Annotated in this window: 22 protein-coding genes; 10 read left to right on the plus strand and 12 right to left on the minus strand. The window is 60.4% G+C overall.

The annotated features are described in order from the left end of the window. Positions 1-88: 88 nt before the first annotated feature. The 6 genes from queF to FHT79_RS08335 form a co-directional block, all read right to left on the minus strand. Positions 89-553, minus strand: a complete 465-nt coding sequence (gene queF, locus FHT79_RS08310) for a preQ(1) synthase (protein ID WP_029867919.1) — start codon at positions 551-553, stop codon at positions 89-91. Continuing rightward, positions 553-1467, minus strand: coding sequence for a CDF family cation efflux transporter EmfA (gene emfA, locus FHT79_RS08315; protein WP_047611305.1), 915 nt, complete (start codon positions 1465-1467; stop codon positions 553-555). Before emfA ends, queF begins: the two co-directional genes overlap by 1 nt. A 216-nt stretch (positions 1468-1683) precedes the next feature. Continuing rightward, complete coding sequence (locus FHT79_RS08320) at positions 1684-2355, minus strand: DUF2161 family putative PD-(D/E)XK-type phosphodiesterase (protein ID WP_183903228.1); 672 nt, start codon at positions 2353-2355, stop codon at positions 1684-1686. Between the two features lie 15 nt (positions 2356-2370). Beyond that, the gene (locus FHT79_RS08325) at positions 2371-2610 is read right to left on the minus strand and encodes a hypothetical protein (protein ID WP_047611312.1); all 240 of its coding nucleotides are present in this window, start codon (positions 2608-2610) and stop codon (positions 2371-2373) included. A 131-nt stretch (positions 2611-2741) separates the two neighbouring features. Then, entirely contained in the window at positions 2742-4931 is a 2190-nt protein-coding gene (locus tag FHT79_RS08330) for an anthranilate synthase (RefSeq protein ID WP_029867915.1), read from the minus strand. Positions 4932-5195: 264 nt separating this feature from the next. Next, positions 5196-7430: a TonB-dependent hemoglobin/transferrin/lactoferrin family receptor gene (locus FHT79_RS08335; RefSeq protein ID WP_063474511.1), complete on the minus strand. Its 2235-nt coding sequence runs from the start codon at positions 7428-7430 to the stop codon at positions 5196-5198. A gap of 270 nt (positions 7431-7700) precedes the next feature. On the opposite strand from FHT79_RS08335, the gene FHT79_RS08340 reads away from it, so the two are divergent. Further along, positions 7701-8648 carry an extensin family protein gene (locus FHT79_RS08340; protein WP_183903229.1) on the plus strand — a complete coding sequence of 316 codons (948 nt, stop codon included), beginning with the start codon at positions 7701-7703 and terminating at the stop codon, positions 8646-8648. 67 nt (positions 8649-8715) lie between these two features. Here the strand turns inward: FHT79_RS08340 and FHT79_RS08345 are convergent, their stop codons facing one another. Beyond that, a complete protein-coding gene (locus FHT79_RS08345) occupies positions 8716-10395 on the minus strand; it encodes a formate--tetrahydrofolate ligase (RefSeq protein WP_183903230.1) in 1680 nt (559 codons plus the stop codon). Positions 10396-10552: 157 nt separating this feature from the next. On the opposite strand from FHT79_RS08345, the gene FHT79_RS08350 reads away from it, so the two are divergent. Beyond that, positions 10553-11083 (plus strand): TIGR00645 family protein, encoded by a 531-nt coding sequence (locus tag FHT79_RS08350; RefSeq protein ID WP_080759844.1) that lies wholly within the window; start codon positions 10553-10555, stop codon positions 11081-11083. 60 nt (positions 11084-11143) lie between these two features. Here FHT79_RS08350 and FHT79_RS08355 read toward each other — a convergent pair whose 3' ends face one another. Next, positions 11144-12793 carry a hypothetical protein gene (locus FHT79_RS08355; protein ID WP_132572755.1) on the minus strand — a complete coding sequence of 550 codons (1650 nt, stop codon included), beginning with the start codon at positions 12791-12793 and terminating at the stop codon, positions 11144-11146. 332 nt (positions 12794-13125) lie between these two features. Between FHT79_RS08355 and FHT79_RS08360 the strand changes: the two genes are divergently transcribed. Together FHT79_RS08360 and FHT79_RS08365 are read left to right on the plus strand one after the other, a co-directional pair. Next, complete coding sequence (locus FHT79_RS08360; RefSeq protein WP_183903322.1) at positions 13126-13851, plus strand: LuxR family transcriptional regulator; 726 nt, start codon at positions 13126-13128, stop codon at positions 13849-13851. Positions 13852-13897: 46 nt separating this feature from the next. Next, positions 13898-14359 (plus strand): PAS domain-containing protein, encoded by a 462-nt coding sequence (locus tag FHT79_RS08365; protein WP_132572758.1) that lies wholly within the window; start codon positions 13898-13900, stop codon positions 14357-14359. Between the two features lie 47 nt (positions 14360-14406). Here the strand turns inward: FHT79_RS08365 and FHT79_RS08370 are convergent, their stop codons facing one another. The 3 genes from FHT79_RS08370 to FHT79_RS08380 all read right to left on the minus strand — a co-directional run bounded on the left by FHT79_RS08370 (position 14407) and on the right by FHT79_RS08380 (position 17427). Next, positions 14407-15537 carry a DUF2333 family protein gene (locus FHT79_RS08370; protein ID WP_183903231.1) on the minus strand — a complete coding sequence of 377 codons (1131 nt, stop codon included), beginning with the start codon at positions 15535-15537 and terminating at the stop codon, positions 14407-14409. 148 nt (positions 15538-15685) lie between these two features. Then, on the minus strand, positions 15686-16759 hold the full coding sequence (locus FHT79_RS08375; protein WP_183903232.1) for a hypothetical protein: 1074 nt from the start codon (positions 16757-16759) through the stop codon (positions 15686-15688). Positions 16760-16824: 65 nt separating this feature from the next. Then, positions 16825-17427 carry a thymidine kinase gene (locus FHT79_RS08380; RefSeq protein ID WP_047611321.1) on the minus strand — a complete coding sequence of 201 codons (603 nt, stop codon included), beginning with the start codon at positions 17425-17427 and terminating at the stop codon, positions 16825-16827. Positions 17428-17664: 237 nt separating this feature from the next. On the opposite strand from FHT79_RS08380, the gene FHT79_RS08385 reads away from it, so the two are divergent. The 6 genes from FHT79_RS08385 (at position 17665) to FHT79_RS08410 (ending at position 23487) form a co-directional block, all read left to right on the plus strand. Further along, positions 17665-18621, plus strand: coding sequence for a choline ABC transporter substrate-binding protein (locus FHT79_RS08385; protein WP_183903233.1), 957 nt, complete (start codon positions 17665-17667; stop codon positions 18619-18621). A 73-nt stretch (positions 18622-18694) separates the two neighbouring features. Next, the gene (gene choW, locus FHT79_RS08390; protein WP_024319499.1) at positions 18695-19540 is read left to right on the plus strand and encodes a choline ABC transporter permease subunit; all 846 of its coding nucleotides are present in this window, start codon (positions 18695-18697) and stop codon (positions 19538-19540) included. Further along, positions 19537-20589 (plus strand): choline ABC transporter ATP-binding protein, encoded by a 1053-nt coding sequence (choV, locus tag FHT79_RS08395; RefSeq protein WP_029867902.1) that lies wholly within the window; start codon positions 19537-19539, stop codon positions 20587-20589. Before choW ends, choV begins: the two co-directional genes overlap by 4 nt. 31 nt (positions 20590-20620) lie before the next feature. After that, entirely contained in the window at positions 20621-21370 is a 750-nt protein-coding gene (locus tag FHT79_RS08400) for a pyridoxamine 5'-phosphate oxidase family protein (protein WP_183903234.1), read from the plus strand. A 116-nt stretch (positions 21371-21486) separates the two neighbouring features. Next, the gene (locus tag FHT79_RS08405; RefSeq protein ID WP_003561417.1) at positions 21487-21804 is read left to right on the plus strand and encodes a metalloregulator ArsR/SmtB family transcription factor; all 318 of its coding nucleotides are present in this window, start codon (positions 21487-21489) and stop codon (positions 21802-21804) included. Between the two features lie 357 nt (positions 21805-22161). After that, complete coding sequence (locus FHT79_RS08410; protein WP_183903235.1) at positions 22162-23487, plus strand: aspartate aminotransferase family protein; 1326 nt, start codon at positions 22162-22164, stop codon at positions 23485-23487. Between the two features lie 104 nt (positions 23488-23591). Here FHT79_RS08410 and FHT79_RS08415 read toward each other — a convergent pair whose 3' ends face one another. Continuing rightward, positions 23592-24506, minus strand: coding sequence for an HD-GYP domain-containing protein (locus tag FHT79_RS08415; RefSeq protein WP_047614315.1), 915 nt, complete (start codon positions 24504-24506; stop codon positions 23592-23594). Positions 24507-24953: the final 447 nt, after the last annotated feature.

A 24953-nucleotide genomic window follows, 5' to 3' on the forward strand; every position in this document is an offset into this window, starting at 1 on the left:
CAATTCCAGAAAAAGTGCCTCGCGGTTTTTCGTCCGGAATTGCGTTGAAGAAAAAACATCGATTGCTCGGGCTGCGCCCGACCGCTCCTCACCCACGCCCGCGATAGGTGGCAACACCCTGCTCCGGCAGCCACACGCCTTCCGGCGGCCTGCCCGTCTGCCAGAAGACGTCGATCGGAATGCCTCCGCGCGGATACCAATAGGCGCCTATCCTCAGCCACCGGGGATCGAGCAGCTCGACGATGCGCTTGGCGATGTAGATCGAACAATCCTCGTGGAAAGCGCCGTGATTGCGGAAGGAATGCAGGAAGAGCTTCAGCGATTTCGATTCCACCAGCCATTCGCCCGGAATGTAGTCGATGACGATATGGGCGAAATCCGGCTGCCCGGTCATCGGGCAGAGCGAGGTGAATTCCGGCGCGGTGAAGCGCACGACGTAGTCGGTACCGGCATGGTTGGACGGCACTTTTTCAAGCACCGCCTCCTCCGGCGATTGCGCGGTTTCGGTTTGCTGACCCAGCATCGACAGGCTGGAAACATCGGTACTCGGCATCATGCCTCCTTGACGACTTTGACGCGGATGCCGTGAGCCTTTTCGCCCTCGGGCTCCACGTGAATTGCGATAGTGGCGCCCTCGTGCACTGCCCTGATGGCATCCTCAAGGCGATCGCATATATCATGCGCCTGTCGCACGGACATCCCGCCGGGCACCACCATGTGAAAATCGATGAAGGTGACGGTGCCCGCCCGCCTCGTCTTCAGGTCATGCACGCCGATGGAGCCCGCCGCATGGGTGGCGATCGCCTGTTTGATCGCCTCCTCTTCCTGTGGCTCGACCGCCTGGTCCATCAGCCCGCCGATCGATTGCGAGATCACCTTCCAGCCCTGATACAAGATGTTGACGGCAACGAGGATGGCAAGCACCGGGTCGAAGATCGCATAACCCGTTGCCAGCGCCAGCAGCAGGCCGACGAGCACGCCGATGGAGGTCACCACATCGGACATGATATGCTGACCGTCCGCCATCAGTGCCGCCGAGCGATGCCTGCGCCCGGTGCGGATCAGCAACCGCGCCCAGATCGCGTTGATAACGCCGGCCGCGAAATTGATCGCAAGACCGAGGACAGGTGCGTCCAGCATGCGCGGCTCGGCGAGATAACCGATCGCCTCGGTGACGATCAGCAGGGCAGCGACGACGATCAGCACGCCTTCGGTGACGGCAGACAGATATTCCGCCTTGTGATGGCCGAAGGGATGGTCGTGATCGGCAGGCTTCTGCGCATAGCGGATGACGAAGAAGGCGACGAAGGCAGCAACGACGTTGACCGAGGATTCGAGCCCGTCGGACAGCAGCGCCACCGATCCGGTCACCCACCAAGCCACCATCTTCAGGCCCATGACGCCGAGCGACAGCGGAATCCCCCACATCGCCAGCTTCCGAACCGTAAGATCGCCGTTGTCACTCATATCGTTCCCCTGCGGTTGCGAATGAATTGCAGAATTCAAGCCGTTGAAACGCAAAACCGCCCACGCGAATGTCGCGCAGGCGGTTCAGTTAATGGTGATATGGGCGATGACGGCGGATTTGTCAAAGGGGAATGACAAGTCGTTCACAGGCGTTGCCGTCTCCGGTCGGAAAGCGGCATACTGAGCGATCCCGCCGATGCTTCCTACAGCGCAGCTTCAAGGTGCCGGGTCGGAAAGCACAGGCTGCGGCCAGCGCAAAAGAGCGGCCCGCCCTGCAGGCGTCAGGGCATAAACGCCTTTTTCCATGCGCTCGAACCATCCGTAGACGTTGTCGCGCAGGATCGGGCCGGCCTTGGGCGTAAGCGCCTTCATATCCCGCGGCCGAACCAGTCCCCGGTCGAGTGCAGCGGCGCAGAGCAACGCCTGCTGGCGATAGGCGGTCATGATCGGCGCCCGCGAGCCGCCGCCGACGGCCGGATCACCGCGGCGGCGCTGATGCTCCTTGACGAGGCGCGAGCGCCGCTTCGGATTGGTGCGCGGCATCGGCGAGACGGAGCTGACGATGACGCTGACCTCGCCGCCATCGGAAACGCCGAGCATGCCGATGCCGAGGCGCCGGCAGAGGTCGCGGTAGCGTCTGTCGGCCTCTCGCCCGCGCCCCTTGGCGGAAACGCGGGCCGCGATCCAGACCTCATCGCTCATCGCCGCCCGGTCGACCGCCTGCAGAAGCAGTTCGAGGTTGAAGGAGAGTTTGAGTTCGCAGACCACCACGACCGGCGGCTCGCCATCGCTCAACCCCACGAGATCGCATCCGCCGACCTCGCCCTTGACGACATAACCGGCCGCCTCCAGGAAAGCTTTGACCGGCAGGTAGAGTGATGTCTCCATGCTGAAAACCGCGCCTCAGGCGGCGTTGAGATCGGCAATCTCGCCATATCGCGCGAGCAACCGCGGCGACGACATGTCGCCGGTTTCTTCATCGACGATTACGGCATAGGCCGCCACGCCGACGAAACGCTGCGCCATCGCCGAAGCGATCTTTTCCGCGCTGACGGAGTTCGATGCCTGGCGCATTTCACCGGGCACGAGATTGCCGCGGTTCTTACGATAAGGGAGAATGATGAACTTTTCAGCATTGGCCACGGCGACGGGCTCCGATTGATCGTTCCTGAAATGTTCTGATTTACGGGAAGAAGTCAACCGAACTCTGATGTGAACGCCGCTGACCCGCCTTTCCCTTCCCGCAAAGCAGGAAGGGAGAGGTGGAATTGCGCTCAGGCAGCTTTGGTCTTCACCTTGCGCGCCAGATGCGCCACCACATTCTCGATCATCCGCATGCCGGCATCGCCGCCGAGCGTCATGATCGATTCGGGGTGGAACTGCACCGCGGCGATCGGCTCCTTCTCATGTTCGATGCCCATGATCGTGCCGTCTTCGCTTTCCGCCGTGATGATGAACTCGCGCGGCAGCGTCGAAGGATCGGCGAAGATCGAGTGGTAGCGGCCGACCGTCACCTCCTTCGACAGGCCGGAGAAGACGATGCCCGGCTCCAGCACGCGGATGCGCGATGGCTTGCCGTGCATCGGCAGGGCCAGATGGCGCAGTTCCCCACCATAGGCTTCGGCAAGCGCCTGCAGGCCGAGGCAGACGCCGAAGATTGGCAGATTGCGCGCCCGCGCCTTCTTGATCGTCGCCTTGCAGTCGAAATCCTTGGGGGTTCCGGGGCCAGGCGACAGCACGACGAGGTCGGGATTCAAACGGTCGAAGATTTCCTCCGGCACCGGCGTGCGCACGGTCGAAACCGTCGCCCCCGTCTGGCGGAAATAGTTGGCGAGCGTGTGAACGAAGCTGTCCTCATGATCGATCAACAGGATGCTGACACCCTTGCCGACGCTTGCGACGTCGCGCTGGATCTTGCCGGAATTACCGGTCTTGGCATCGCGGATGGCGGAAAGCATGGCGGAGGCCTTCAGTTCGGTTTCGGCTTCTTCTTCCTCTGGAATGGAATCATTCAGCAGCGTAGCACCAGCGCGCACCTCGGCGATGCCGTCCTTGATGCGCACGGTGCGGAGCGTCAGGCCGGTGTTCATATCGCCGTTGAAGCCGACCATGCCGATCGCCCCACCATACCATGCCCGTGGGCTCTTTTCATGGCTTTCGATGAAGCGCATCGCCCAGAGCTTCGGGGCGCCGGTGACGGTGACGGCCCAGGCATGGCTGAGAAAACCGTCGAAGGCATCCATGTCGTCGCGCAGCCGTCCCTCGATATGGTCGACCGTGTGGATGAGGCGCGAATACATCTCGATCTGCCGGCGGCCGATCACCTTGACCGAGCCCGGCTCGCACACCCGGCTCTTGTCGTTACGGTCGACATCCGAGCACATGGTGAGTTCGGATTCGTCCTTCTTCGAATTCAAAAGCTTGAGGATCTGCTCGCTGTCGGCAATCGGATCGTCGCCGCGCTTGATGGTGCCCGAGATCGGGCAGGTCTCGATGCGGCGGCCGGAAACGCGCACGAACATTTCGGGCGAGGCGCCGACCAGATATTCCTGATGGCCGAGATTGATGAAGAAGGAATAGGGCGACGGATTGATCGCCTTCAGCCGCCTGGAAATATCGGAAGGCTTGCTGTCGCAGCGTTCCATGAACTTCTGCCCCGGCACGACTTCGAAGAGGTCGCCCTTGCGGAAACTTTCCTTCGCCTTGGTGACAAGATCGGCATATTCGCCCGGCCGGTGATCGCTCTTCGGCGGAATGGAATCCGTATGCTGGAAGGGGTCGGGCGCGATATCCTGGGCCTTGCCCTCGGTCGAAACGCCGCCTTTTTCGAAATCGTAACGGTCGATCCAGGCCTTGGCGGCATAATTGTCGACGACGAGGATCTCGTCCGGCAGGTAGAGCACCATGTCGCGCTGGTCGGCGGGCCGCGTCAGCTTCAGATCGATCGCGTCGAACTGGAAGGCGATGTCGTAGCCGAAGGCGCCGTAAAGCCCGAGGCTCGCATCCGCCTGCGAATAGAACAAATCGGTCACGGCGCGCAGCACGGTGAAGACCGTCGGCATCTTCGAGCGCTCTTCCTCGGTGAACACCCGGTCCGGTGTCTTGACGGTCAGGTCGAGGCGACGGGCAGAGGAAGCGCCGAGCACAAGGTCGGCCACCGTCTTCAGCCGCTCGGTTACGAAGCCGAGGATCACTTCGCCACGTTCGTTAAAGGCTTCGATCCAGACGTCGCGCCCGAAGGAGGAGATGCCGAGCGGCGGATCGACGACGGCAGTATCCCAACGCGTGTATCGGCCCGGATATTCGTAGTTCGACGAGAACACCGCACCGCGGCGCTCGTCGAGCTTGTCGACATAGGAAGAGACCGCATCGCCGTAGGGAATCGCCCGCCGCTGCCGCGTGACGGATATCCCGCCCTTGGTCTCGTAGATTTCCGCACCATCATCCCGCAGGATCGTTACCATTGTTCCACTCCGTTATCGGGGCCCGGACGACAGGCGGCCATAAAACAAAAAAGCCGCCTCGAAGTTTCGGGCGGCTCACTCGTCGTCTTTGGACACGATTGGTCGAGGCCGCCTTAGCGAACCCACCACCAAACAGCAATGTTCAAGGACTTGATCATGAAAAATTGTTAGCCTGAGATCAGCCATTGCGCAAGAGGCGATTGCGGGATCGAAAAAGGGCGGCCCGAAAGCCGCCCTCCCCCAGCCTAGAAAGCGCGATCGCGATCAGAAAGTCTTGGTGATCGACACCTTGAACGTACGGCCCGGCTCCGAATACCATTCTTGGGGCTGCGACGCAGTCACCGAGGTCAGGTTGACGTCGCGCACGGCGAGCGCGTTGTAGTGCTCCTGATCGAAGATGTTGTAGACACCCCCCTGGATACGCAGACCCTTCAACTGTTCCGGCGTCCACCATGCCGTCAGATCGACGACACCATAACCGGGCGCATCGAATGTGGTCGCAACATCGTCGTCAGGCATGGCTGCCGAGAGCGTCGAGGAAAGATCGAAACCGTAGTTGTCGTTGCTCCAACCGCCGCCGATGATCGCCTTGAAGGGAGCAACCGATCGCAAGTATTTGCCCGTATCCTCGTTGCGGCCATAGGCATAGGCAAGCGACGCATGCAGGTTGATGCCATTGTTGAATGTCTTGACGGCACTGGCTTCAATACCCGAAATTGTGGCCGCAGACACGTTCGTGTAGTTGAACTCCGTAAAGCCGGTCGCGTCCCGGCTTGTCACCGTCTCGATAAAGTTCTGGTAGCGGGTGTGAAAAGCCGCAACCCGACCGGTAAAATCGCCCGTGTCGAAATTGGCGCCGATTTCGACGCCGCGGCCGATTTCCGGCTCCAGATCGGGATTGCCGAGCTGGGCGTAGCGGCCCGTCGGGTTATAGAAGCGGCTGTAGAGCTCGTCCACGGTGGGTGCGCGGAAGCCAACGGCCAGCTGTGCGTAAAGCTGCACGTCGGGCGTCAGGTCATATGTGGCAAGGATCTTCGGCGATAGGCCGGCTTCCGTCCGGTCGTTCAGGTCCCCGAAACGAGTAAGCCCGGTATTGCTTGCGAAACTTCCGCCGGTCGACGGATTGTAGTTGAACCAGTCGAAGCGGAAGCCGGGTGTCAACGCTAAGCCGGTATTGCCGATTTCGATCTTGTCTTCGAAGGTCAGCCCCAGGTTCTGGCTGTCGACATTGGGCACTTCCGCCTGGTTGTTCAGCGCCGGGCACGTTGTGGGCGTCGGGCAAAGTGCCCAGCTATACTGGCTCCAGCTGGAAATGCCGACGTCGAGGCCCACGCGAACGGAGTGGCTGAGACCGGAATATTCGAAATCCTTCGTCGCCGTGCCGCTGAAGCCCCAGGTTTCGTTTTCTATCTGGTTGTTACGGCCATAGGCCACATTGGCGGTCGTACGGCCCCGGCTGCCGGCTTCCTTCTTCAAATCCAGCCAATAAAGCGTTGCGCGCGCACTGCTGAAGAATGCGTCGGAAGACTGCGCCTCATAATCGTAATCGAGAGAAACGCGGTCGCGGTCGCGCAGTTCGCGGCCGTCATAATTGTCGATCCGGAAGTTGCGCGGCGTCGTGCCGCCCTGGAGCTCGCGCAGGTCGGTCTTGAGATCGCGGCGGAAGCGTTCGGCCGTCAGGCCGATGCGATGACCGCCTTCCAGCTCCTGTCGCAGCTTGAAGAGCAGGTTGTGCTGGTCGAAATCGGCGGGATCCGCCTCGGTGCGAGAGCGGCCATAGCTGTCGTTGTCGCCCATATTGTCGCGTTCATGGCCCTTGCGGTAGCCGCCCTGAAACAGGATCGACGTGTTGCCGATCTTCTTGGCAGCGGCGGCCGAGCTGGAAATGCTGCGATCCTCGCTGTCATATGTCGACTTGACGATCGCACCCCAATCCCGGCCTTCGGGAATGAGATCCTCCGGCTCGAGCGTATTGAGAACGATGGCGCCACCGAGCATGCCCGAGCCGCCCTTGCTCGAATCTGCGCCGCGCACGATATCGAGCGACGACAGCGAATCGAAATCGAAGGTATCGCCGCCGCCATTGGCGTTGGCCGGCGCGAAAGCACCCTGGCGCGAACTGTTCGAAATATACGGGATCGGAATGCCGTCAATGGTGGTCAGGATGCGAGCGCCGGAGAGGCCGCGCAGGTTGAAGCCCGCGTCGCCACGCGAGTAGTTCACACCTGCATCGACGCTGCGGCCAATATCGTCGAAATTGGTGACCTGCTTCTCTTCGAGCGTCTTGGCGGTGATCTCGGTCGCAAGCGGCGTGTCGGCGACGCTGCCCGGCGCCACGCGTTTGCCCTTGACGACGATCTTCTGCAGGACGGTGCTGTCTTCTGCGGTGGCTTGCGGCGTCGTTGCCGGAGCGCTTTGCGCGAAGGACTGCGAAACAGGAAAAACAACTGTGGCTGCCGTGCAGACCAACAAAACCGAACGCCAATGCCGGACGATCATAACCTACCCTCTAATGATGATTACCGGGCTGGCTGGTCGTGGCGCGTCAAACGCTCGAGGGGCTGGCTGGGCTTTTGCGGATGAAGGCGACGCAGAATTTCGCATTCTTTTTGCCGCATAAAAAACATGAGTTCTATTGTCAACATAATCCGGCGATTTATGTTGAATAATATTATCAAGTTTTAACGATCTTCCTAAACGTTGCGCATTTGCAACGAAAACCGCCCTCGCGCATTATCCCTAACTATCGGCAGCAGGGAATCGGATGCGTTGAGAAAACTTTCGATACTGGCGATCCTGATCGCCGCTACCGCCTTTCTTGCCGGCGCCCGCTTGCCCCCACAAGGTCCATTGCCCCAACCTCGGCCCGATGCCAGCGAGACGAGCAGCCCCACCTCTGTCCCGCCTTCGGAGGCGGAACCGCCCGCGCCTGAAGAGGTGCCGGCCCCTCAGCCGAAACCTGATGTAAAGGCTCCGGAGGCACCGAGCCAGTCGTCGACGCCGGGGGCCGAACCGGCACAGCCTGCGCCGGCCGAACCCATGCAAGGCCCGCCGCTGCCCCCGGGCAAGCTCGAAAGCCCGCAGACCCCGACTGAAGAAAACAAGCCGCCAGCCGAGCAGACGCTCGAAGAACAGCATCTGACGATCGAACCCGAAAGCGACACCGAGCACGCCGAATGCACGGCCACACTCCGGGCCTTGGGCGTCGCCTTCAAGGAAACGCCGCGCATCGACGACGGCAACGGCTGCGGCATCGACAAACCGATCATCGTCTCCGAAGCCCTGCCCGGCATCAGCCTGAAGCCGGAAGCGACGCTCCGCTGCCCGGCAGCACTCGCCCTTGCCCGCTGGATGAAGGAGAGCGTCATCCCGGCCGCCTCCGCCGCCTTGCCGGAGCAGGGCCGCATCACCACCGTCAACCAGGCAACGGCCTATATGTGCCGCCTGCGTAATGGCGCCGGAACAGGCAAGATCTCCGAACATGCCCGCGGCAACGCCATCGATATTGCGAGCTTCCATTTCGAAAAGGGCGAGGATGTCGCCGTCCGCTCCCGCCGCGAGGATCCGACGCTCACCGGCGCCTTCCAGCGCACCGTCAGCGCCGCCGGCTGCCTCTATTTCACCACCGTCCTCGACCCCGAAAGCGACGCGGCCCACGAGACCCATTTCCATCTCGACGTCATCGAGAGGAAGGGCGGCTATCGCTATTGCCACTAATCATTTCAACGAGTTGCGGTTCACGCTTGAATCAGGCCGTCGAACAGATGAGCAAGCGTTCTGAAGATCAGAACAAGCCCTCGATATAACCCTGATCGTTCAGGAAAATCCGCTCCGCCGACGGCGATTTCGGCAGGCCGGGCATCGTCATGATCTCGCCGGTGATGGCGACGACGAAGCCGGCGCCCGCCGAAAGCCGCACCTCCCGCACGGTGACGACATGGCCTTCCGGCGCGCCGCGCAGGTTCGGATCGGTGGAGAAGGAATATTGCGTCTTCGCCATGCAGATCGGCAGATTGCCGTAGCCCTGCTCCTCCCATGTCTGTAGCTGGTCGCGCACCGCCTTGTCGGCCGTCACCTCGCCGGCATGGTAGATCTTCGAGGCGACGATCTCGATCTTCTCGAACAGCGAAATGTCGTCGCCATAGAGCGGCTGGAATTTCGCTTGGCCGGATTCAGCCAGTTCCACCACCTTGTGCGCCAGTTCCTCGATGCCGGCCGAACCCAGCGCCCAGTGGCGGCAGAGGATCGCCTCGGCGCCGAGTCTTGAGACGAATTCCTTGACCGCCGCAATCTCGGCGTCGGCATCCGAGACGAAATGATTGATCGCCACGACGACGGGCACGCCGAACCGGCGCACATTGGCGACGTGCCGTCCAAGATTGGCGCAGCCCTTCTTCAACGCCGCCACGTCCTCGGTGCCGAGATTCTCCTTCTTCACCCCGCCATTCATCTTCAGCGCCCGGACGGTCGCGACGATGACCGCCGCATCCGGTTTCAGCCCGGCCTTGCGGCATTTGATGTCGAAGAATTTCTCCGCTCCGAGATCGGCCCCGAAGCCTGCTTCCGTCACCACATAGTCGCCGAGCTTCAGCGCCGTCTTCGTCGCCGTTACCGAATTGCAGCCATGGGCGATGTTGGCGAAGGGTCCGCCATGCACGAAGGCCGGATTGTTCTCCAGCGTCTGCACGAGGTTCGGCTGCATCGCATCCTTCAAGAGCACCGCCATGGCGCCGTCGGCTTTCAGGTCGCGCGCATGCACCGGCGTGCGGTCGAAGCGATAGCCGATGATGATGTCGCCGAGCCGCCGCTCCAGATCCTTGAGATCGGTGGCGAGGCAGAGGATCGCCATCACCTCGGAAGCGACGGTGATGTCGAACCCGCCCTGGCGCGGGAAACCGTTGGCGACACCGCCGAGCGAGGAGACCATGCTTCTGAGCGCCCGGTCGTTCATGTCCATGACCCGCCGCCAGGTGATGCGGCGAATGTCGATATTCTCTTCGTTGCCCCAGTAGATATGGTTGTCGATCATCGCCGCCAACAGATTGTGCGCCGAGGTGATCGCATGGAAATCGCCGGTGAAATGCAGGTTGATGTCTTCCATCGGCACGACCTGCGCATAACCGCCGCCGGCCGCCCCGCCCTTGACGCCGAAACAGGGGCCGAGAGAAGCCTCGCGGATGCAGATGATGGCTTTCTTGCCGATCCGGTTCAGCCCGTCGCCGAGCCCGACGGTGGTCGTCGTCTTGCCCTCACCCGCCGGTGTCGGATTGATCGCAGTGACGAGGATCAGCCTGCCGTCCTTCTTGCCTGCCTGCGCCGCGATGAACTCAGCGCTGACCTTCGCCTTGTCGTGACCATAGGGAGCGAGTTGCTCAACCGGAATGCCGAGTTTCGCCCCGATCTCGAAGATCGGCTTCTTGGCAGCTGCGCGCGCGATTTCGATATCGGATTTGATGGCTGGCATGGATGTCTCCCGTCCGACCTCCGCGGACGCAGAGTCGTTGTTTTCCCCTTATCGAGATAGCGAAATATCGGCGAAGTGTGAATAGCGCCACGCCTTGCGGCAGCCACGCTGGGCGTTTATGTGGCGGTCAACGATTGCGGTTTCACAGGGTGAAAACATGAAGTCACTGGAACTCATCATTGAGCGCATCATCCTGTCGAGCCGCTGGCTCCTCGTCGCCTTCTATATCGGCCTGGTAGCGGCGCTCGCCGTCTATGCCGTTTCCTTCGCCTACAAGCTCCTGAAGATCGCCTCCGGCGTCTTCGAGCTCGACGAAGCGGAGATGATCCTTGCCATGCTCAGTCTGATCGACGCAGCCCTCGTCGCCAGCCTGATCGTCATGGTGATGATCTCGGGCTACGAGAATTTCGTCAGCCGCTTCGATGAGGCCAGTGAGGCTGACAACGAGGTTTCCTTCCTCGGCAAGCTCGATTCAGGCAGCCTGAAGATCAAGGTCGCCTCCTCGATCGTCGCCATTTCCTCCATCCATCTGCTGCAGGTCTTCCTTAATGCCGACAAATATGCCGACGGCAAGATCATGTGGCTGACCTTCATGCACCTCGCCTTCGTCGCCTCCGCCGTCATGCTCGGCTTCCTGGAGAAGCTGATGAGCGTGACGTCGAAAAATGATTTGAAGGACAAGGGGTAAAGGGACGACGAACTGATTGTCCCACGTCAGTGAGTGGGCACACCGGCGTTCTTTTCCGCATCAATTCGAGGCCGCAGCAACAGGAGCGATCTCTGCCTCAGCTTTTCTGGGGCATCGAAGACTTTCCTTGGCATCGGGTCCACATAGGCGATCACCGGGCTCATCACCGTAAGGGATGATCCCGTTGACGATGCCAAGCTCGAGCGCCTGAGAACGAGGAATATTCTTTCGCTCAATCGAGGTCGCGAGCATCATCGTCTCGAAAGACTCGGCATTAACGCCCATCTCGTCGAAATAGGCGAAGAATTTCCTATCTTCAGCCGTCGTGGGTCTGACAAGGCCGATATCGGAATATCCGACAATCCGCGGCGTTCCGCTCATCAAGACGAGAGTACAGGTCGAAAGGCAGTATGCACCGCCGGCAGAGACCTCCCCCTCCGTCGGACCGCTTTTGGCCATGCTCGCCTTGCAACGCGGATCGAGCGTCGGGCAATTCGGCAACCGCGTTCTGCCAATCGAGGTCTCCAGACCTGCCGCACGGATCACACGCCCCATCGCGAAAGCCGCATCCATGTCCCCGCCATTGGACTGAAGAACGAGCGGCAGCTTTCTTTCGCCGAGCGTCTTCAAGATTGCCGCCAGCCGAGCCGGGGTATCCGGCGTGATGTCTCCTTCCGCAGAAATCCACTGCGTGCACTCCTCCTGGCAATTGCCATGATACATCAGGAGAAAGTCCATCGGCAGGGTTGTCGGCTGTTTCTCGCTTGTGTCTGCAGTTGCGGGCGCCCCAGCCGCTTCGACCGCCGAATGGCCGTGGCAGGCGGCATCAGTGGCTGCACCCGCCACGCAGAGCGGCATGCCCGGCCACTCATTGTAAGCCAACATGTCGGTGTTCAGCCCCATGCGAAGTGCATCTGCTGGCGGTACGATAGTGATGCGATCAGGAGGGGTACTCATCATCAAACCGATCAGATCGGCACTGACGCCCATCTCCTTCAAATAGCCCGTCAGGGCAGCGGCCGCCTTCTTTCCAAGTTTAGTGGAACTACTCTGCCCCGCGGATTTGCGTCCAACCTCCTTGCGGGAAATTTCCGTCTTCTTGCCATTCACGATCTTGTATTCGATGCGATAGGAGACACGCTCTCTCTTGTAGACAGTCGTGATCTGGTGGACACCGATGAAAGCCCATTGCGACGAGACGCGCGAGGTACCGCCGGCGAAAGCCAGAGGACATGCGGAAAAGCAGTATGCGCCATCCGAATAGGTGACGCCGACCGAGCTGCCATCCTTTTCGATAGCGGCGGCGCAGCGCGTATCGTCCGCTGGGCAATCCTTCAGTCGCGTGCCTCCTACGGCTGTTTCCAGACCGGCCTTGCGGATCATCCGGCCCATCGCATAGGCAGCATCGACCTCACCACCTTCCGACTGAAAGACCACCGGCAATTTCCGATCCCCGATTTTCTTCAGAATTTTTCGGAGCTGGCCGGGAGTATCGGTGGTTATGCGCCCCTCTGCCGATATCCATTCAGGACAGTCTTCCATGCAGAGGAGGCTTCGTACGATGATGAAACGCATTGGCGCCTGCCCCGCCTGCTTCTTCTTCTCGGCAGCCTGTGAGATCGCGGCACCGATCGGCAAGCTCAAAAATAACAGGGCAAGTAATATAAGGAAAAACAGATGCTTGCTAAAAACAAAAATTGCAAAGCGCACGATTAAATCGCCTCAGTTATACATGAGATTACGATTAGCAATTGCACCGAACCGCAGCAAGCCAGATTTCGCTGGTGGTTACCGCCCAACCTCTTTCCCGAAGTGATTCTCTTCCTGTCCAGCTGCGTGAGATCCATCGCTCTGCGGCCACGCGGAAGCCAAAGATACCGCAACGCTATTTTTGCAAGTCGAAACTCAACCAAGACGCGATCTACTGTGACTAATTTTTCACAATTTGAATGAATCGGCTTGCGCCAAGTCGGTTGGGACTAGCATCCCGCCGCTTTTCTGTGTTTGATAGCGGTAACATTGGGGCTGCCGGAGGCGTACAAATGTCTTACATGACTACCTCTGAAAGACAGTCATTGCTTTCGGCAGAGCTTGCGACTGCACGAACACGTGGCCTCTTTGCACAGGCGCTCGGCAGAATCTCCACAGCCTTCGGATTGTCGCATGCGACGCTGATGCACGCCCCTTCTCCCGAAGACCTTCTTTTGAAACCGCTGCTGATCGAGAGTTCGCTTCCGGCCGCCTATGTCAGGGAGTTTGATCGCGCCCACATGATGCGCGGTTGTCCATTTGGCGTGCGGCTGAGAGAGTCCGCTGTGCCGCCGGTCTGGCACCTCAACGACACCGTCAATGGTCAGGCCTTTCCTGCCGAACTGCGTGCCCTGATGCTGCGCCATGCCATACCGGCAGGCGTCGCCATGCCGACCATCGCAGCCGATGGCCAACGGTTGGTCTTCTGGTTCTGCGGCGACCGCGTCGCACTCGGCCAGAGCGAGATCAATGAGTTGGCAATGATCATTCTGCATGCACTCGATGCATACAATGCAGTCAAACGCAACGAGGAATGCGCGCATAACGCGCTGTCGACTCGCGAACTAGAAGTTGTGCGCTGGACTGCCCAAGGCAAAACCTCGATCGAAATCGGCCAGATCCTGGCGCTCTCGGACCATACGGTGAACGCCTACATGACGAACGCGATCAAAAAACTCGATTGCGTCAACCGCACCCAGTTGGTAGCTAAGGCAATTCGATTGAAGCTGATCAACTGAGGCATCAGAAGAGAGTCGGCACGTCGTCCCGTGATCTGGGGGAATCGTGTCTCTTCGTTTCGAACAGCCCGTCATTGACAAGACAGCGCAATCCCGCGCCCACATCGGCATCACCGATGCGGAAATTGTCCAGATGCTTGCTGCCTATCGCCTTTTCGGCTTCTGGCGCATCGACATCGAGACTGGACATTTCTTTGCAAGCGAGGATGTGCACGCGATCTTCGATCTCCCCTACAGCGACGGCCCCGTCAATCTGACAGAGCTGATGTCGCGCATTCATGAGGAGGACCGCAGCCTCATCGCGCAAACCTTCGAAGAGGCGAGCCTTCACCGCGCCGGTTTCCATTTTGTCTATCGTGTCGACAACCGGCTTGGCGGCTACAAGGTGGTGCGCAGCGTCGGCCGCTTCCGTGACGATGAAAGTGGCAGCGGCATCGTCGGCATCACCTATGAATTCGTCGAGAAACTGCGTGTCGTCGGCTTCGAGGACAACACGGCGTTTCGCTGACTCGACAGCGATAACGCCTGATTAGCTCGTCTGTTGGACGCGCGGCACTAGCGGTCGAGCACCGAGCGGATTTCGACGAGGTTCGAGCGCACCCTCAGAATATAAAAGCCCATGGTGGCGAGATGGCTCGGCATGATCCAGCCATCCTCGCGCCCGTTCGAGATGATCGCCGGCTGGATGCGCAGCGCCGCCTGGAACTGTCGCATGGTCCCGCCCCAGATCGCTCCGAGATTGCGCTCCGACACAACTTGCGAGAAATCGGCCTGGGCAGCCGCCATGATCGCGTAATAGCCGTAGAGCTGGCCGTAGGCGAACCAGAACCGGTCGTCGGCGCGGGTATCGAACCAGCCGCGATTGTGGTTTTCCGAGCGCTCGGCAAGCATGTCCGAGGTGCCGCCGAGATCGTTGGCGATGCGGTCGATGAACTGCACCAGATTGTCGGCACGGCCATCGAAAATGGCGTTGCAGAGGGCGAGATCAGTGTTGAACTTGCGCAGGCTGCCGATCGCCGAGCGGTAATAGGAAGGCGTCGGCGTCTTCGGCCCGAAGGGATTGAACCCGAAATACCAACTATATTCGTCGAACTGCAGATTGCCCCGCGCGCGCTGCAAGTCGTTGTTGATACCCGATGTGCCGCGCACGCGCCCGAGCGTGTCGACAAGCTCCACCGAGGTCCGCCGGACCGCCTGGTTGACGCCGCGCTGGAACGACGCCTTGTTGTCGAGGAAGGGCGTGTGATCCCAGTCGATGCCGAAGAAGCCCATCTTGTAGAGCAGCATGGAGGAAATCCATGCGTTCTGGTTGACATTGAAATCGGTCAGATCGGCCGCGACGTCGACGATCGCCGAGCGCTGGCAGGTCTTTGGCGCGGTCGCATCGGCTCCTTCAGCGACCGGCACGTCCTGCCCGGCGGCAACCTTGCGTTCGGAAAGCCGGTACTGGTCGACGAAGGCGGTGTTGAAATTCGTCCAGATCTGCGTCTGCCAGAAGAAATAGCCGTAAAGCACGACGAACAGCGCCACGAACGCGATGACCGGCAATCGGATCATCCAGCTCCGGCGCTGATACCAGCCATGCGCGGCAAGAAAAGGCCAGAAGGCCCAAGCGGCAAACAGGCGGGCCCAGCGGCCGATCGTCTGGCCGATCAGCCTGAAAAAACCGGCAATCCGGTCAAGCATCGTCGTCTCCTGTCAGGGCGAGGCGAACATCGGGACATTGCCGCCCCGCTGCTTCCACATATGCGCTCGATGGCCCGAGCACAACAAGAGCCTCTCGATTTTTCGGATTGAAGTTATGGCGAAAAAGGGCGCGCAACGCGCCCGGCGATCAGGAACGCAGGAAAGGCAGGTTGAAACGGAAGGACCTGCGCGCCGCGTCGATCAGAGGTGCTCCCGATTTTGCCGGCAGCGGCTCGGCATAGGTCGGAAACCTCCTGGCGAATTCGAGATCGGCGCGGCTCTTGCGCCGCTCCAGATCCTGGGCGACCAGCATGCCCTTTTCGAACAGCCGGATCGGCGCGGCGATATCGGGAAAGAGTTCCGGCTTGATCCGCATCTTCATGCCCGGCCGGTCGGTATCGACCTGCGCCTGGTAGATGATCAGCCGCTCCTCGACATCGATCATCAGCTTGCGCAGCAGCACGTTGCAGGCGGCGATCCGGCCGTTCAGCGAATCGACAAAAGCCTGGAACAGGCCGATGAAGCGCTCGCGCCGCTGGCTATCGTCGCGCATCTCGTGCTCGCCGGCGGAAATCCGCTCGGCCTCCGCCTTCAACGCCCGCCGCTCCGCCTCCATCTGCTCCCAATGCGCCCTGTTGCCATAGACGCCGATACGGCCCTGCGTCGTCAGCGCCTTGGCATTGAGCTCCTTCATCTTGAGGCGGGCGATATCGATGGAAACGACCAGCCGGCGCCGCTGCTCGACAATGTCGACGAGGCTGAGTTCGGCTGCCTTGTGCCGTTCGGTGAGCAAGGCGCGCTGGCCGGCGATCAGCCTGGCGAGCGCGTCCGATTTCGCCAAAAGATCGAGCAGCCGTTCGATGACGGGCGCCTCACGTACACGTGAGGTATACATGCGCCACATCCGCTGGCGCGACAGCCAGCCGGCCATCTTCTCGCGCAGCGTCAGCCCCCGGAAGCTGTCGAGATCGGCCGAAACCTCGGCCGTCAGCCGGTCGAGGGCAAAGACCAGCTCGGCCAGTTGGGCGTCGAGCCCCGCAGCATCGGCGATATGGGCCTGGAAGCGGACATTCTGCTCGATGAAGATCTCGTCGGCCGACCGTGTTTCGTCACCGCTAAAGGCGCCGATCGCAGCCACGCAATAGGCTCCCTCCGCCGCAATGCTGTCGGCAAGTCTGCCTGCGACTTCGTACTGGCCGTCGAATGGCGGGGGTTTGCGCACCTGATCTCTCCAGGGAATCTCCTGCTCAAGCTAGTCGCTTGCGGCGCCAAAGAAAACAGGCGGCTTCAGACCGGCTCGGCGATCCAGGCACCGTTCATCGCGTCGTCCCAATGCCTGCGGCAGAGCGAGACATATTTCTCGTTTCCGCCGACATCGATCTGCGCGCCTTCGTGCAACACTTTTCCGTCTGCGTCGTGTCGCACCACCATCGTCGCCTTGCGCCCGCAATGGCAGATGGTGCGCACCTCGCGCATTTCGTCGGCGATCGCCAGCAGTTCCTGCGAGGCCGGAAACAGCTTGCCCTGGAAATCGGTTCTCAGCCCGTAGACCATGACGGGGATACCGAGCCTGTCGACAACCCTGGCAAGCTGCCAGACATGGACCGGCGTCATGAAATGCGCCTCGTCGACGAAGATGCAGGATATCGGCGCCCCTTCGCCGCTCAACGTCGCGACCAGCCGAAACAGATCCTCGTGCGGCTCGAAGGGAATGGCGCTGGCCTCCAAGCCGATCCGCGAGCCGATGACGCCCCGGCCCGCGCGCTCGTCGAAGGCGGCGATCAACTGCACGGTGCGCATGCCGCGCTCCTGATAATTATAGGAGGCCTGCAGCAGCATCGTCGACTTGCCGGCATTCATCGTCGAGTAGTTGAAATAGAGTTTTGCCATCCGATTTCTCCTTGATCGGCTTATTGAAAGCTCGGAATGGCAAAGAAAAGCCCCGTGGCGGCGATAATCACAGGAATCCACCCTCAAAAACCGCCGAAAGCCCCGAAAACAGGGCGTCGCGAAAAAATCCGCCGACGTCGCAATCGCATGGGTCGATACGACGCAAACGCACTGAGGTCGCTTGTCAAACTCGGTTATTGATGGTTGGCTTGGGAACTTAAAGACTGGGAGTCTAAAATGAAAACAACAAGCACATTCAAACTCGTCACTGCTACTGCCGTCGCCGCCCTCTCCGCTGCGACCGCCGCCTTCGCCGCAGATCCAGACAGCTGCTCTACGGTGCATTTCTCTGATGTCGGCTGGACTGACATCACTGCCACCACCGCCACCGCATCCGTCATTCTGAAGAGCATCGGCTATCAGACCGATGTTAAGGTCCTTTCGGTGCCGGTCACCTACACCTCGCTGAAGAACAAGGACATCGACATCTTCCTCGGCAACTGGATGCCGACACAGGAAAAGGATGTCCGTCCCTACCTCGACGATAAGTCGGTCGAATCCTTCGGCCCCAACCTTGTCGGCGCCAAGTACACGCTCGCCACCAACGCCAAGGGCGCCGAGCTCGGCATCAAGGACTTCAAGGACATCGCCGCTCACAAGGACGATCTCGACGGCAAGATCTATGGCATCGAGCCTGGCAATGACGGCAACCGCCTCGTCATGGACATGATCGAAAAGAACACTTTTGACCTGAAGGATATGGAAGTCGTCGAATCCTCCGAGCAGGGCATGCTCGCTCAGGTCGCGCGTGCCGACAAATCCGGCAAGCCCGTTGTCTTCCTCGGCTGGGAACCCCATCCGATGAACACCAACTTCAAGCTGACCTACCTCACCGGCGGTGACGATATATTCGGTCCGGATTTCGGCGGCGCCAAGGTCTACACCAACGTGCGGGCCGGTTACCTCGACGAATGCCCGAATGTCGGCGCGATGCTGAAGAACCTGACGTTCTCCCTCGACATGGAGAACCACATCATGGGCAAGATCCTCAACGACGGCAAGGAGCCGGAGGCTGCGGCTTCCGAATGGCTGAAGGCGAACCCCTCGGCGATCGAACCCTGGCTTGCGGGCGTCAAGACCCGCGACGGCAAGGGCGACGCGCTGGCGGCCGCCAAGACCGGCCTCGGTCTCTGATGACATGAACGGGGCGGCTCGCCGCCCCGTTTCATTTTTGTCCGATTGTTGTTTTTCTGGATAGGCGCGCCCCTTGAATTGGATCACCGAATTTAAGATTCCCGTTGGCCCCTGGGCCAAATCCTTCGTGGACTGGCTGACCTCGAACGGCGAATGGTTCTTCAACCAGATCGCCTTCCTGCTATCGAGCGCCATAGACGGCCTGCTCTTCGTGCTGCAGAAGCCTCATCCGCTGATCGTCATCGCTGCCATCACCGCCATCGCCTTCTGGCTGCGCCGGTCGATCGCGGTCGCCGTCTTCACCTGTCTCGGGCTGCTGCTCATCGTCAACCAGGACTATTGGAAGGAAACGACGGAGACGCTCGCCCTCGTGCTCGCCGCCACCTTCGTCTGTATGGTGATCGGCATTCCGCTCGGGATTGCCGCCGCCCGCCGCCCTTGGGTCTATGCCGCCATGCGCCCGGTGCTCGATCTCATGCAGACCATCCCGACATTCGTTTATCTGATCCCGGCGCTGATCCTGTTCGGCCTCGGCATGGTGCCCGGGCTGATCGCCACCGTCATCTTCGCAATCCCCGCACCGATCCGGCTGACGCGGCTCGGCATCATCTCGACGCCGCCTTCGCTCGTCGAAGCCGCCGTCGCTTTCGGCGCGACGCCGATACAGGTGCTACGCAAGATCGAGCTTCCGTTCGCCACGCCGCAGATCATGGCGGGCCTCACCCAGACCATCATGCTGTCGCTGTCGATGGTCGTCATCGCCGCCCTTGTCGGCGCTCCCGGGCTTGGCGTGCCGGTCGTCCGCGCGCTGAATACCGTCAATATCGCCAAGGGTTTCGAGGCGGGTTTCTGCATCGTCATCCTGGCGATCATTCTCGACCGGATGTTCCGCACGGCGGGTGAAGGAGGCGGCGCATGACCGCGGTAAGCTTTAACAATGTCAGCATCATCTTCGGCGACCGGCCGGAAACCGCGCTTGCCATGGTCGACCAGGGCAAAACGCGCGACGAAATCGGCGCCACGACCGGCCTGGTGCTCGGTGTCGCCAATGCCTCGCTGACGATCGAGGAGGGCGAGATCCTGGTGCTGATGGGCCTTTCCGGCTCCGGCAAATCGACGTTGCTGCGCGCCGTCAACGGGCTCGCGCCCGTGGTCCGCGGCGATGTCGCAGTCTCGGCCGCCACCGGCTCCGTCAACCCCTACAAATGCAATGCCAAAGCCCTGCGCGACCTGCGCACCCACACCGTCTCCATGGTGTTCCAGCAGTTCGCCCTCCTGCCCTGGCGCACCGTCGCCGACAATGTCGGCTTCGGTCTCGAGCTCGCGGGCATGCCGGAGGCCGAACGCAAGGTCCGCGTCGGTGAGCAGCTCGAACTCGTGAACCTGACGAAATGGGCGGACCGCAAGGTCAACGAACTGTCAGGCGGCATGCAGCAGCGTGTCGGCCTTGCCCGCGCCTTTGCCACCGGCGCCCCGATCCTGCTGATGGACGAGCCCTTCTCGGCACTCGACCCATTGATCCGCACCCGCTTGCAGGACGAACTCCTGGAGTTCCAGCGGCGGCTGAAGAAGACCATCCTCTTCGTCAGCCATGATCTCGACGAGGCCTTCCGCATCGGCAACCGCATCGCCATCATGGAGGGCGGCCGCATCATCCAGTGCGGAACGCCGCATGACATCGTCAAGAACCCGGCCGATCAGTATGTCGCGGATTTCGTGCAGAACCTCAATCCGATCAATATGCTGACGGCGGCCGACGTGATGCAGCCCGGCCTCGGCCAGACTGCCGCCGGTATGAGCGTCAGCGCCACGGCCCGCGCCGCGACGCCACTCGTCGATGTCCTCGATGCCCTTGCCCGCCAGCCGGGCAGTATCGGCATCGTCGAGAACGGTGCGATCGTCGGCACCATCTCGGCCCAGGATATCGTCGCCGGCCTCACCCGCCATCGCCGCAAGCAGGACGCTTGATGTTTTCCATCCGCTTTGCCACAAAGCGGATATGAAAGATCAGCCCTCGCCTTTACGCGAAACCGACGACGAGGCCCGCAAGCTCGCCCGCGTGCTGCTGCGCTCCGCGCGGCACGCGGCGATTGCCGTTCTCGACCCCGAGACCGGCTTTCCCTTCGCCAGCCGCGTGCTGGTAGCGACCGATATCGACGGCACACCGGTCATCCTGGTTTCGAAGCTGTCGGCCCATACCAGGGCGCTCGGCAGCGATCCGCGCGCCTCGCTCCTGACCGGTGAGCCCGGCAAGGGCGATCCCCTCGCCCACGGCCGCCTGACGACCCAATGCCTGGCGGAAGCCGTCGAGCGCGGTCACCCGTTTTACGAACGTATCCGCACACGTTTTCTCGATCGCCACACCAAGGCAAAGCTTTATATCGACTTCCCTGATTTCCTCTTCTTCCGTCTCAAGCCGCAGCAGGCCAGCCTCAATGCCGGCTTCGGCCGCGCCTACCAACTCGATGGCAACGATCTGGTAATCCAGTCGGCCGCGAATGAGGAGATCGCCGCCGCAGCGGCAGCAACAGTGCGAGATTTAGTAGAACGTCACCCCGATGTGGCGGAAAGGCTCGCTGACCACCTAAAGGCGCCGGAATCGGGTTCTTGGCGCATTTGTGGTATCGATCCCTCAGGTTTCGACATGATTTCCGGCGATTTTTTGCTGCGATACGAGTTCGAAACCCTCACTGTGGATGCCGATCACATTTGTTCAAACATATCTAAAATAGCATACTCGATACCTTAAATTTAGGTATATACAATCTTCGACCCCAGTTGCTAGTTTTTGGCATCAGTCAAAATCCCGGCTGAGGGGCCAGTGCCAGCACGCATGATGTACGTTTCGCATTAGGAAGATAACATATGGAAACCTCTGATTTGGCCGATCACACGAACGTGGCGGCAGCTTTATTGTCGGCCATGGCCAACCCGAAGAGATTGCTGATCCTGTGCAGCCTCGTGAAGGGCGAAGTCGCCGTCGGCGTGCTGGCGACACAAGTCGGCCTCAGCCAGTCGGCTCTCTCTCAGCACCTGTCGAAACTGCGCGCTCAAAAGCTGGTCAAGACCCGGCGGGACGCACAAACCATATACTATTCGAGCACCTCCGAGCCGGTCATGAAAATTCTGGCAACGCTCGAAGACATCTACCTCGTGCAAAACAGGAATAGATCCGCCGCTTGATGATAGCGCTGACATGAATGTCGGCCGATGCCCTGCCGCAAGGGGATGTTCCCGGAGGCGTGGCAGCGATATTTCAGCACCTGAACCTTAATGGCACGACCGGCAAATTTGCGATTTGCCGGTCGTGCTTTTTTCTTGAAAGCCATATTCTTCCTGCTCCCCTCGCCGGAAAGTCTTGCAGCATGACCGCGCCGAGGCGCTCGCCCGTGATCGAGCGAAGCAGCTTGAGCCTGCCGTCAGGAGGGGCTTCGGGACTTTTCCCGTTGACGCCTTGGGAAGCCCTGATAATTTGACCGGGCAGTAAAAATATGGGCGAGAAGCCCCCGGGAAAGGGCCGTCAGCGGCCAGGAGAACAGCATGTCCAACCGCCTCAACGCACCGAACGATCTTCGCGCCTTCTGGATGCCGTTTACGGCAAACCGCCAGTTCAAGAAGGAGCCGCGTTTGTTCGTCGGCGCCAAGGACATGTATTATACGACCCATGACGGCCGTCAGGTGCTGGACGGCACGGCTGGCCTCTGGTGCGTCAATGCCGGCCACTGCCGTCCGAAGATCACCGAGGCGATCCGCGAGCAGGCCGGCGAACTCGATTACGCGCCGGCCTTCCAGCTCGGCCACCCCAAGGCCTTCGAACTGGCAAACCGGCTGGTCGACATCGCCCCGGAAGGCCTGAACCACGTTCTCTACACCAATTCCGGTTCTGAATCCGTCGAGACTGCGCTCAAGGTGGCGCTCGCCTATCACCGGGTGAAGGGCAATGGTTCACGCTTCCGCCTGATCGGCCGCGAGCGCGGCTATCACGGCGTCAATTTCGGCGGGATCTCGGTCGGCGGCATCGTCACCAACCGCAAGATGTTCGGCACGCTTCTGACCGGCGTCGATCACATGCCGCACACCCACCAGCCCGGCAAGAACAGCTTCACCCGCGGCGAGCCCGAGCATGGCGGCGACATCGCCACCGAACTCGAACGTATCGTTACTCTGCATGACGCCTCTACCGTCGCCGCCGTCATCGTCGAGCCGGTGGCCGGCTCCACCGGCGTCTTGATCCCGCCGAAGGGCTACCTGCAGAAGCTGCGCGAGATCTGCACCAAGCATGGCATCCTTCTGATCTTCGACGAGGTCATCACCGGCTTCGGACGCCTCGGCGCCCCCTTCGCCGCGCAATATTACGACGTCAAGCCTGACATGATCACCGCCGCCAAGGGGTTGACCAATGGCGTCATTCCGATGGGCGCCGTCTTCGTCACCTCCGAGATCCATGATGCCTTCATGAACGGCCCGGAGCACATGATCGAGTTCTTCCACGGCTATACCTATTCCGGCAACCCGATCGCGTCTGCCGCAGCACTCGCCACGCTCGACACCTACAAGGAAGAGGGTCTGCTGACACGCGCCGCCGAGCTCTCCGACTACTGGGCCGATGCTCTGCACTCGCTGAAGGACTGCCCCAATGTCAGCGACATCCGCAACACCGGCCTGATCGGCGCGATCGAACTCGACCCGATCGCCGGCGAACCGACCAAGCGCGCCTTCACCGCTTTCCTGAAAGCCTATGAAAGCGGCCTGCTGATCCGCACCACCGGCGATATCATCGCGCTCTCTCCGCCACTGATCATCGAGAAGCAACACATCGACGAGCTCTTCGGCAAGCTGCGGACGATCCTGCAAAACAACATCTGAAAAAGCTCGCAAGCTTCCGGCAACAGCGCCTGCGTCGCGCGTCAGAAAAGAGGCGCGGCGCTGTAAGCCCGTGCAGGCCCTTTTGTTGCGAAGATGGGTAGATTTCAGTTCACGGCGGCGACGGAAAGGCAGAGGGCGAATTTCTTCAGGAGCCGGCGATCAAAATGCCCTTCATTGCCAAGCATCCACTTCAATGCCTGGCTCGCGCTCCATGGCGCTCTGTATGGCCGCACGGAGGTGATGGCGTCATAGACGTCGCAAATCGCGGCAAGGCGCGAATGGAAGCTGACCTGCTCTTCGGAAAGCTTGCGGGGATAACCCTTGCCGTCGATACGCTCATGATGATTGAGGCAGACGTCTAGAACGATCTCCGATATGCCTTCCTGGCGTGACAGGATTGCGTGTCCCTTTTCCGGATGGTCGCGGATCATCTTGATCTCGTCCTCGTCCAAGGGACCTTCCTTGTTCAGTATCTCGAGCGGAATTTCGAGTTTACCGACATCGTGCAGCAATCCCGCCGTGCCGAGCGCCTGCACGGTTGCCTCGTCAAGCCCGAGATGACGGCTGAAAAGGATCATCAGCGCACTCACCGAAATGGAATGCAGGAATGTCGCCTCGTCCCTGGATTTCAGACGCGTAACGCTCAAAAAGACAGTGGGATTCTGATCTATCGACTTGGAGACCGAGGAAATCACCGGAGCCACCTGATCGATGCTGATCCCGTCGCCGTGCTGGAGTCGACCAAAAACACTTTCCAGCACCTGCACGGATTTCTGGATGGTCTCGCGTGCCGCCTTGGTATCGATCTCGATATTGCCGCCCGGCAGGCCATCAATGTCGAGGCCTCTGCTGGTGTTGATGATAACACCTGTCATGCCGCTCTTGCGAAGCTTCTGGGCATCGATTTCACGGCGCAGGAGAAATCTTCGTTTAGACAAAAGAGGATCCTGCCAGGCACCCTCGATCGCCTCTACAAACATTCCGGTGCGCACCTGTCTGGCTTCGACCCGCTTGAGCATCCAGCTCTCTATTCCTGAAAATATCTCTCTGTTTATTTCGACCGCTCTTTTGCATCGCAGCAATATATGCGCGCACAATGGTTCTACACTAACTGGTAGAATCAAGTGTTAATCTCAAAGCGGAATTCAAATAGTCAGACAGATAGAGAGCTTCCGCGAAATTCGGGAGGGTTCATCGGCACGCCGCTGACGCGGGGTACCAGCACCCCGTAAAAATAGGAAAACGGCGCCGAGATCGATGATTTTTCGACGATTCGCGCCGAATCGGCTCGATTTTCGTTTCATTTTGTTATCATCTTGCGGAATCTCACCAAAATTTCTAGAAATCTTGGCGTTGCGCCCGTTCGAGCCAAACATGGCCGGAGGGCGCATTGATCGCGCCGATATCGATCGTCCTTGGCACGGCCTGAGGGTCGTTGAACGATCCGGAAAAACCGGCGCGGCACC

The organism is Rhizobium sp. BK212 (genome assembly GCF_014197475.1).
GTDB classification, from domain to species: domain Bacteria; phylum Pseudomonadota; class Alphaproteobacteria; order Rhizobiales; family Rhizobiaceae; genus Rhizobium; species Rhizobium anhuiense.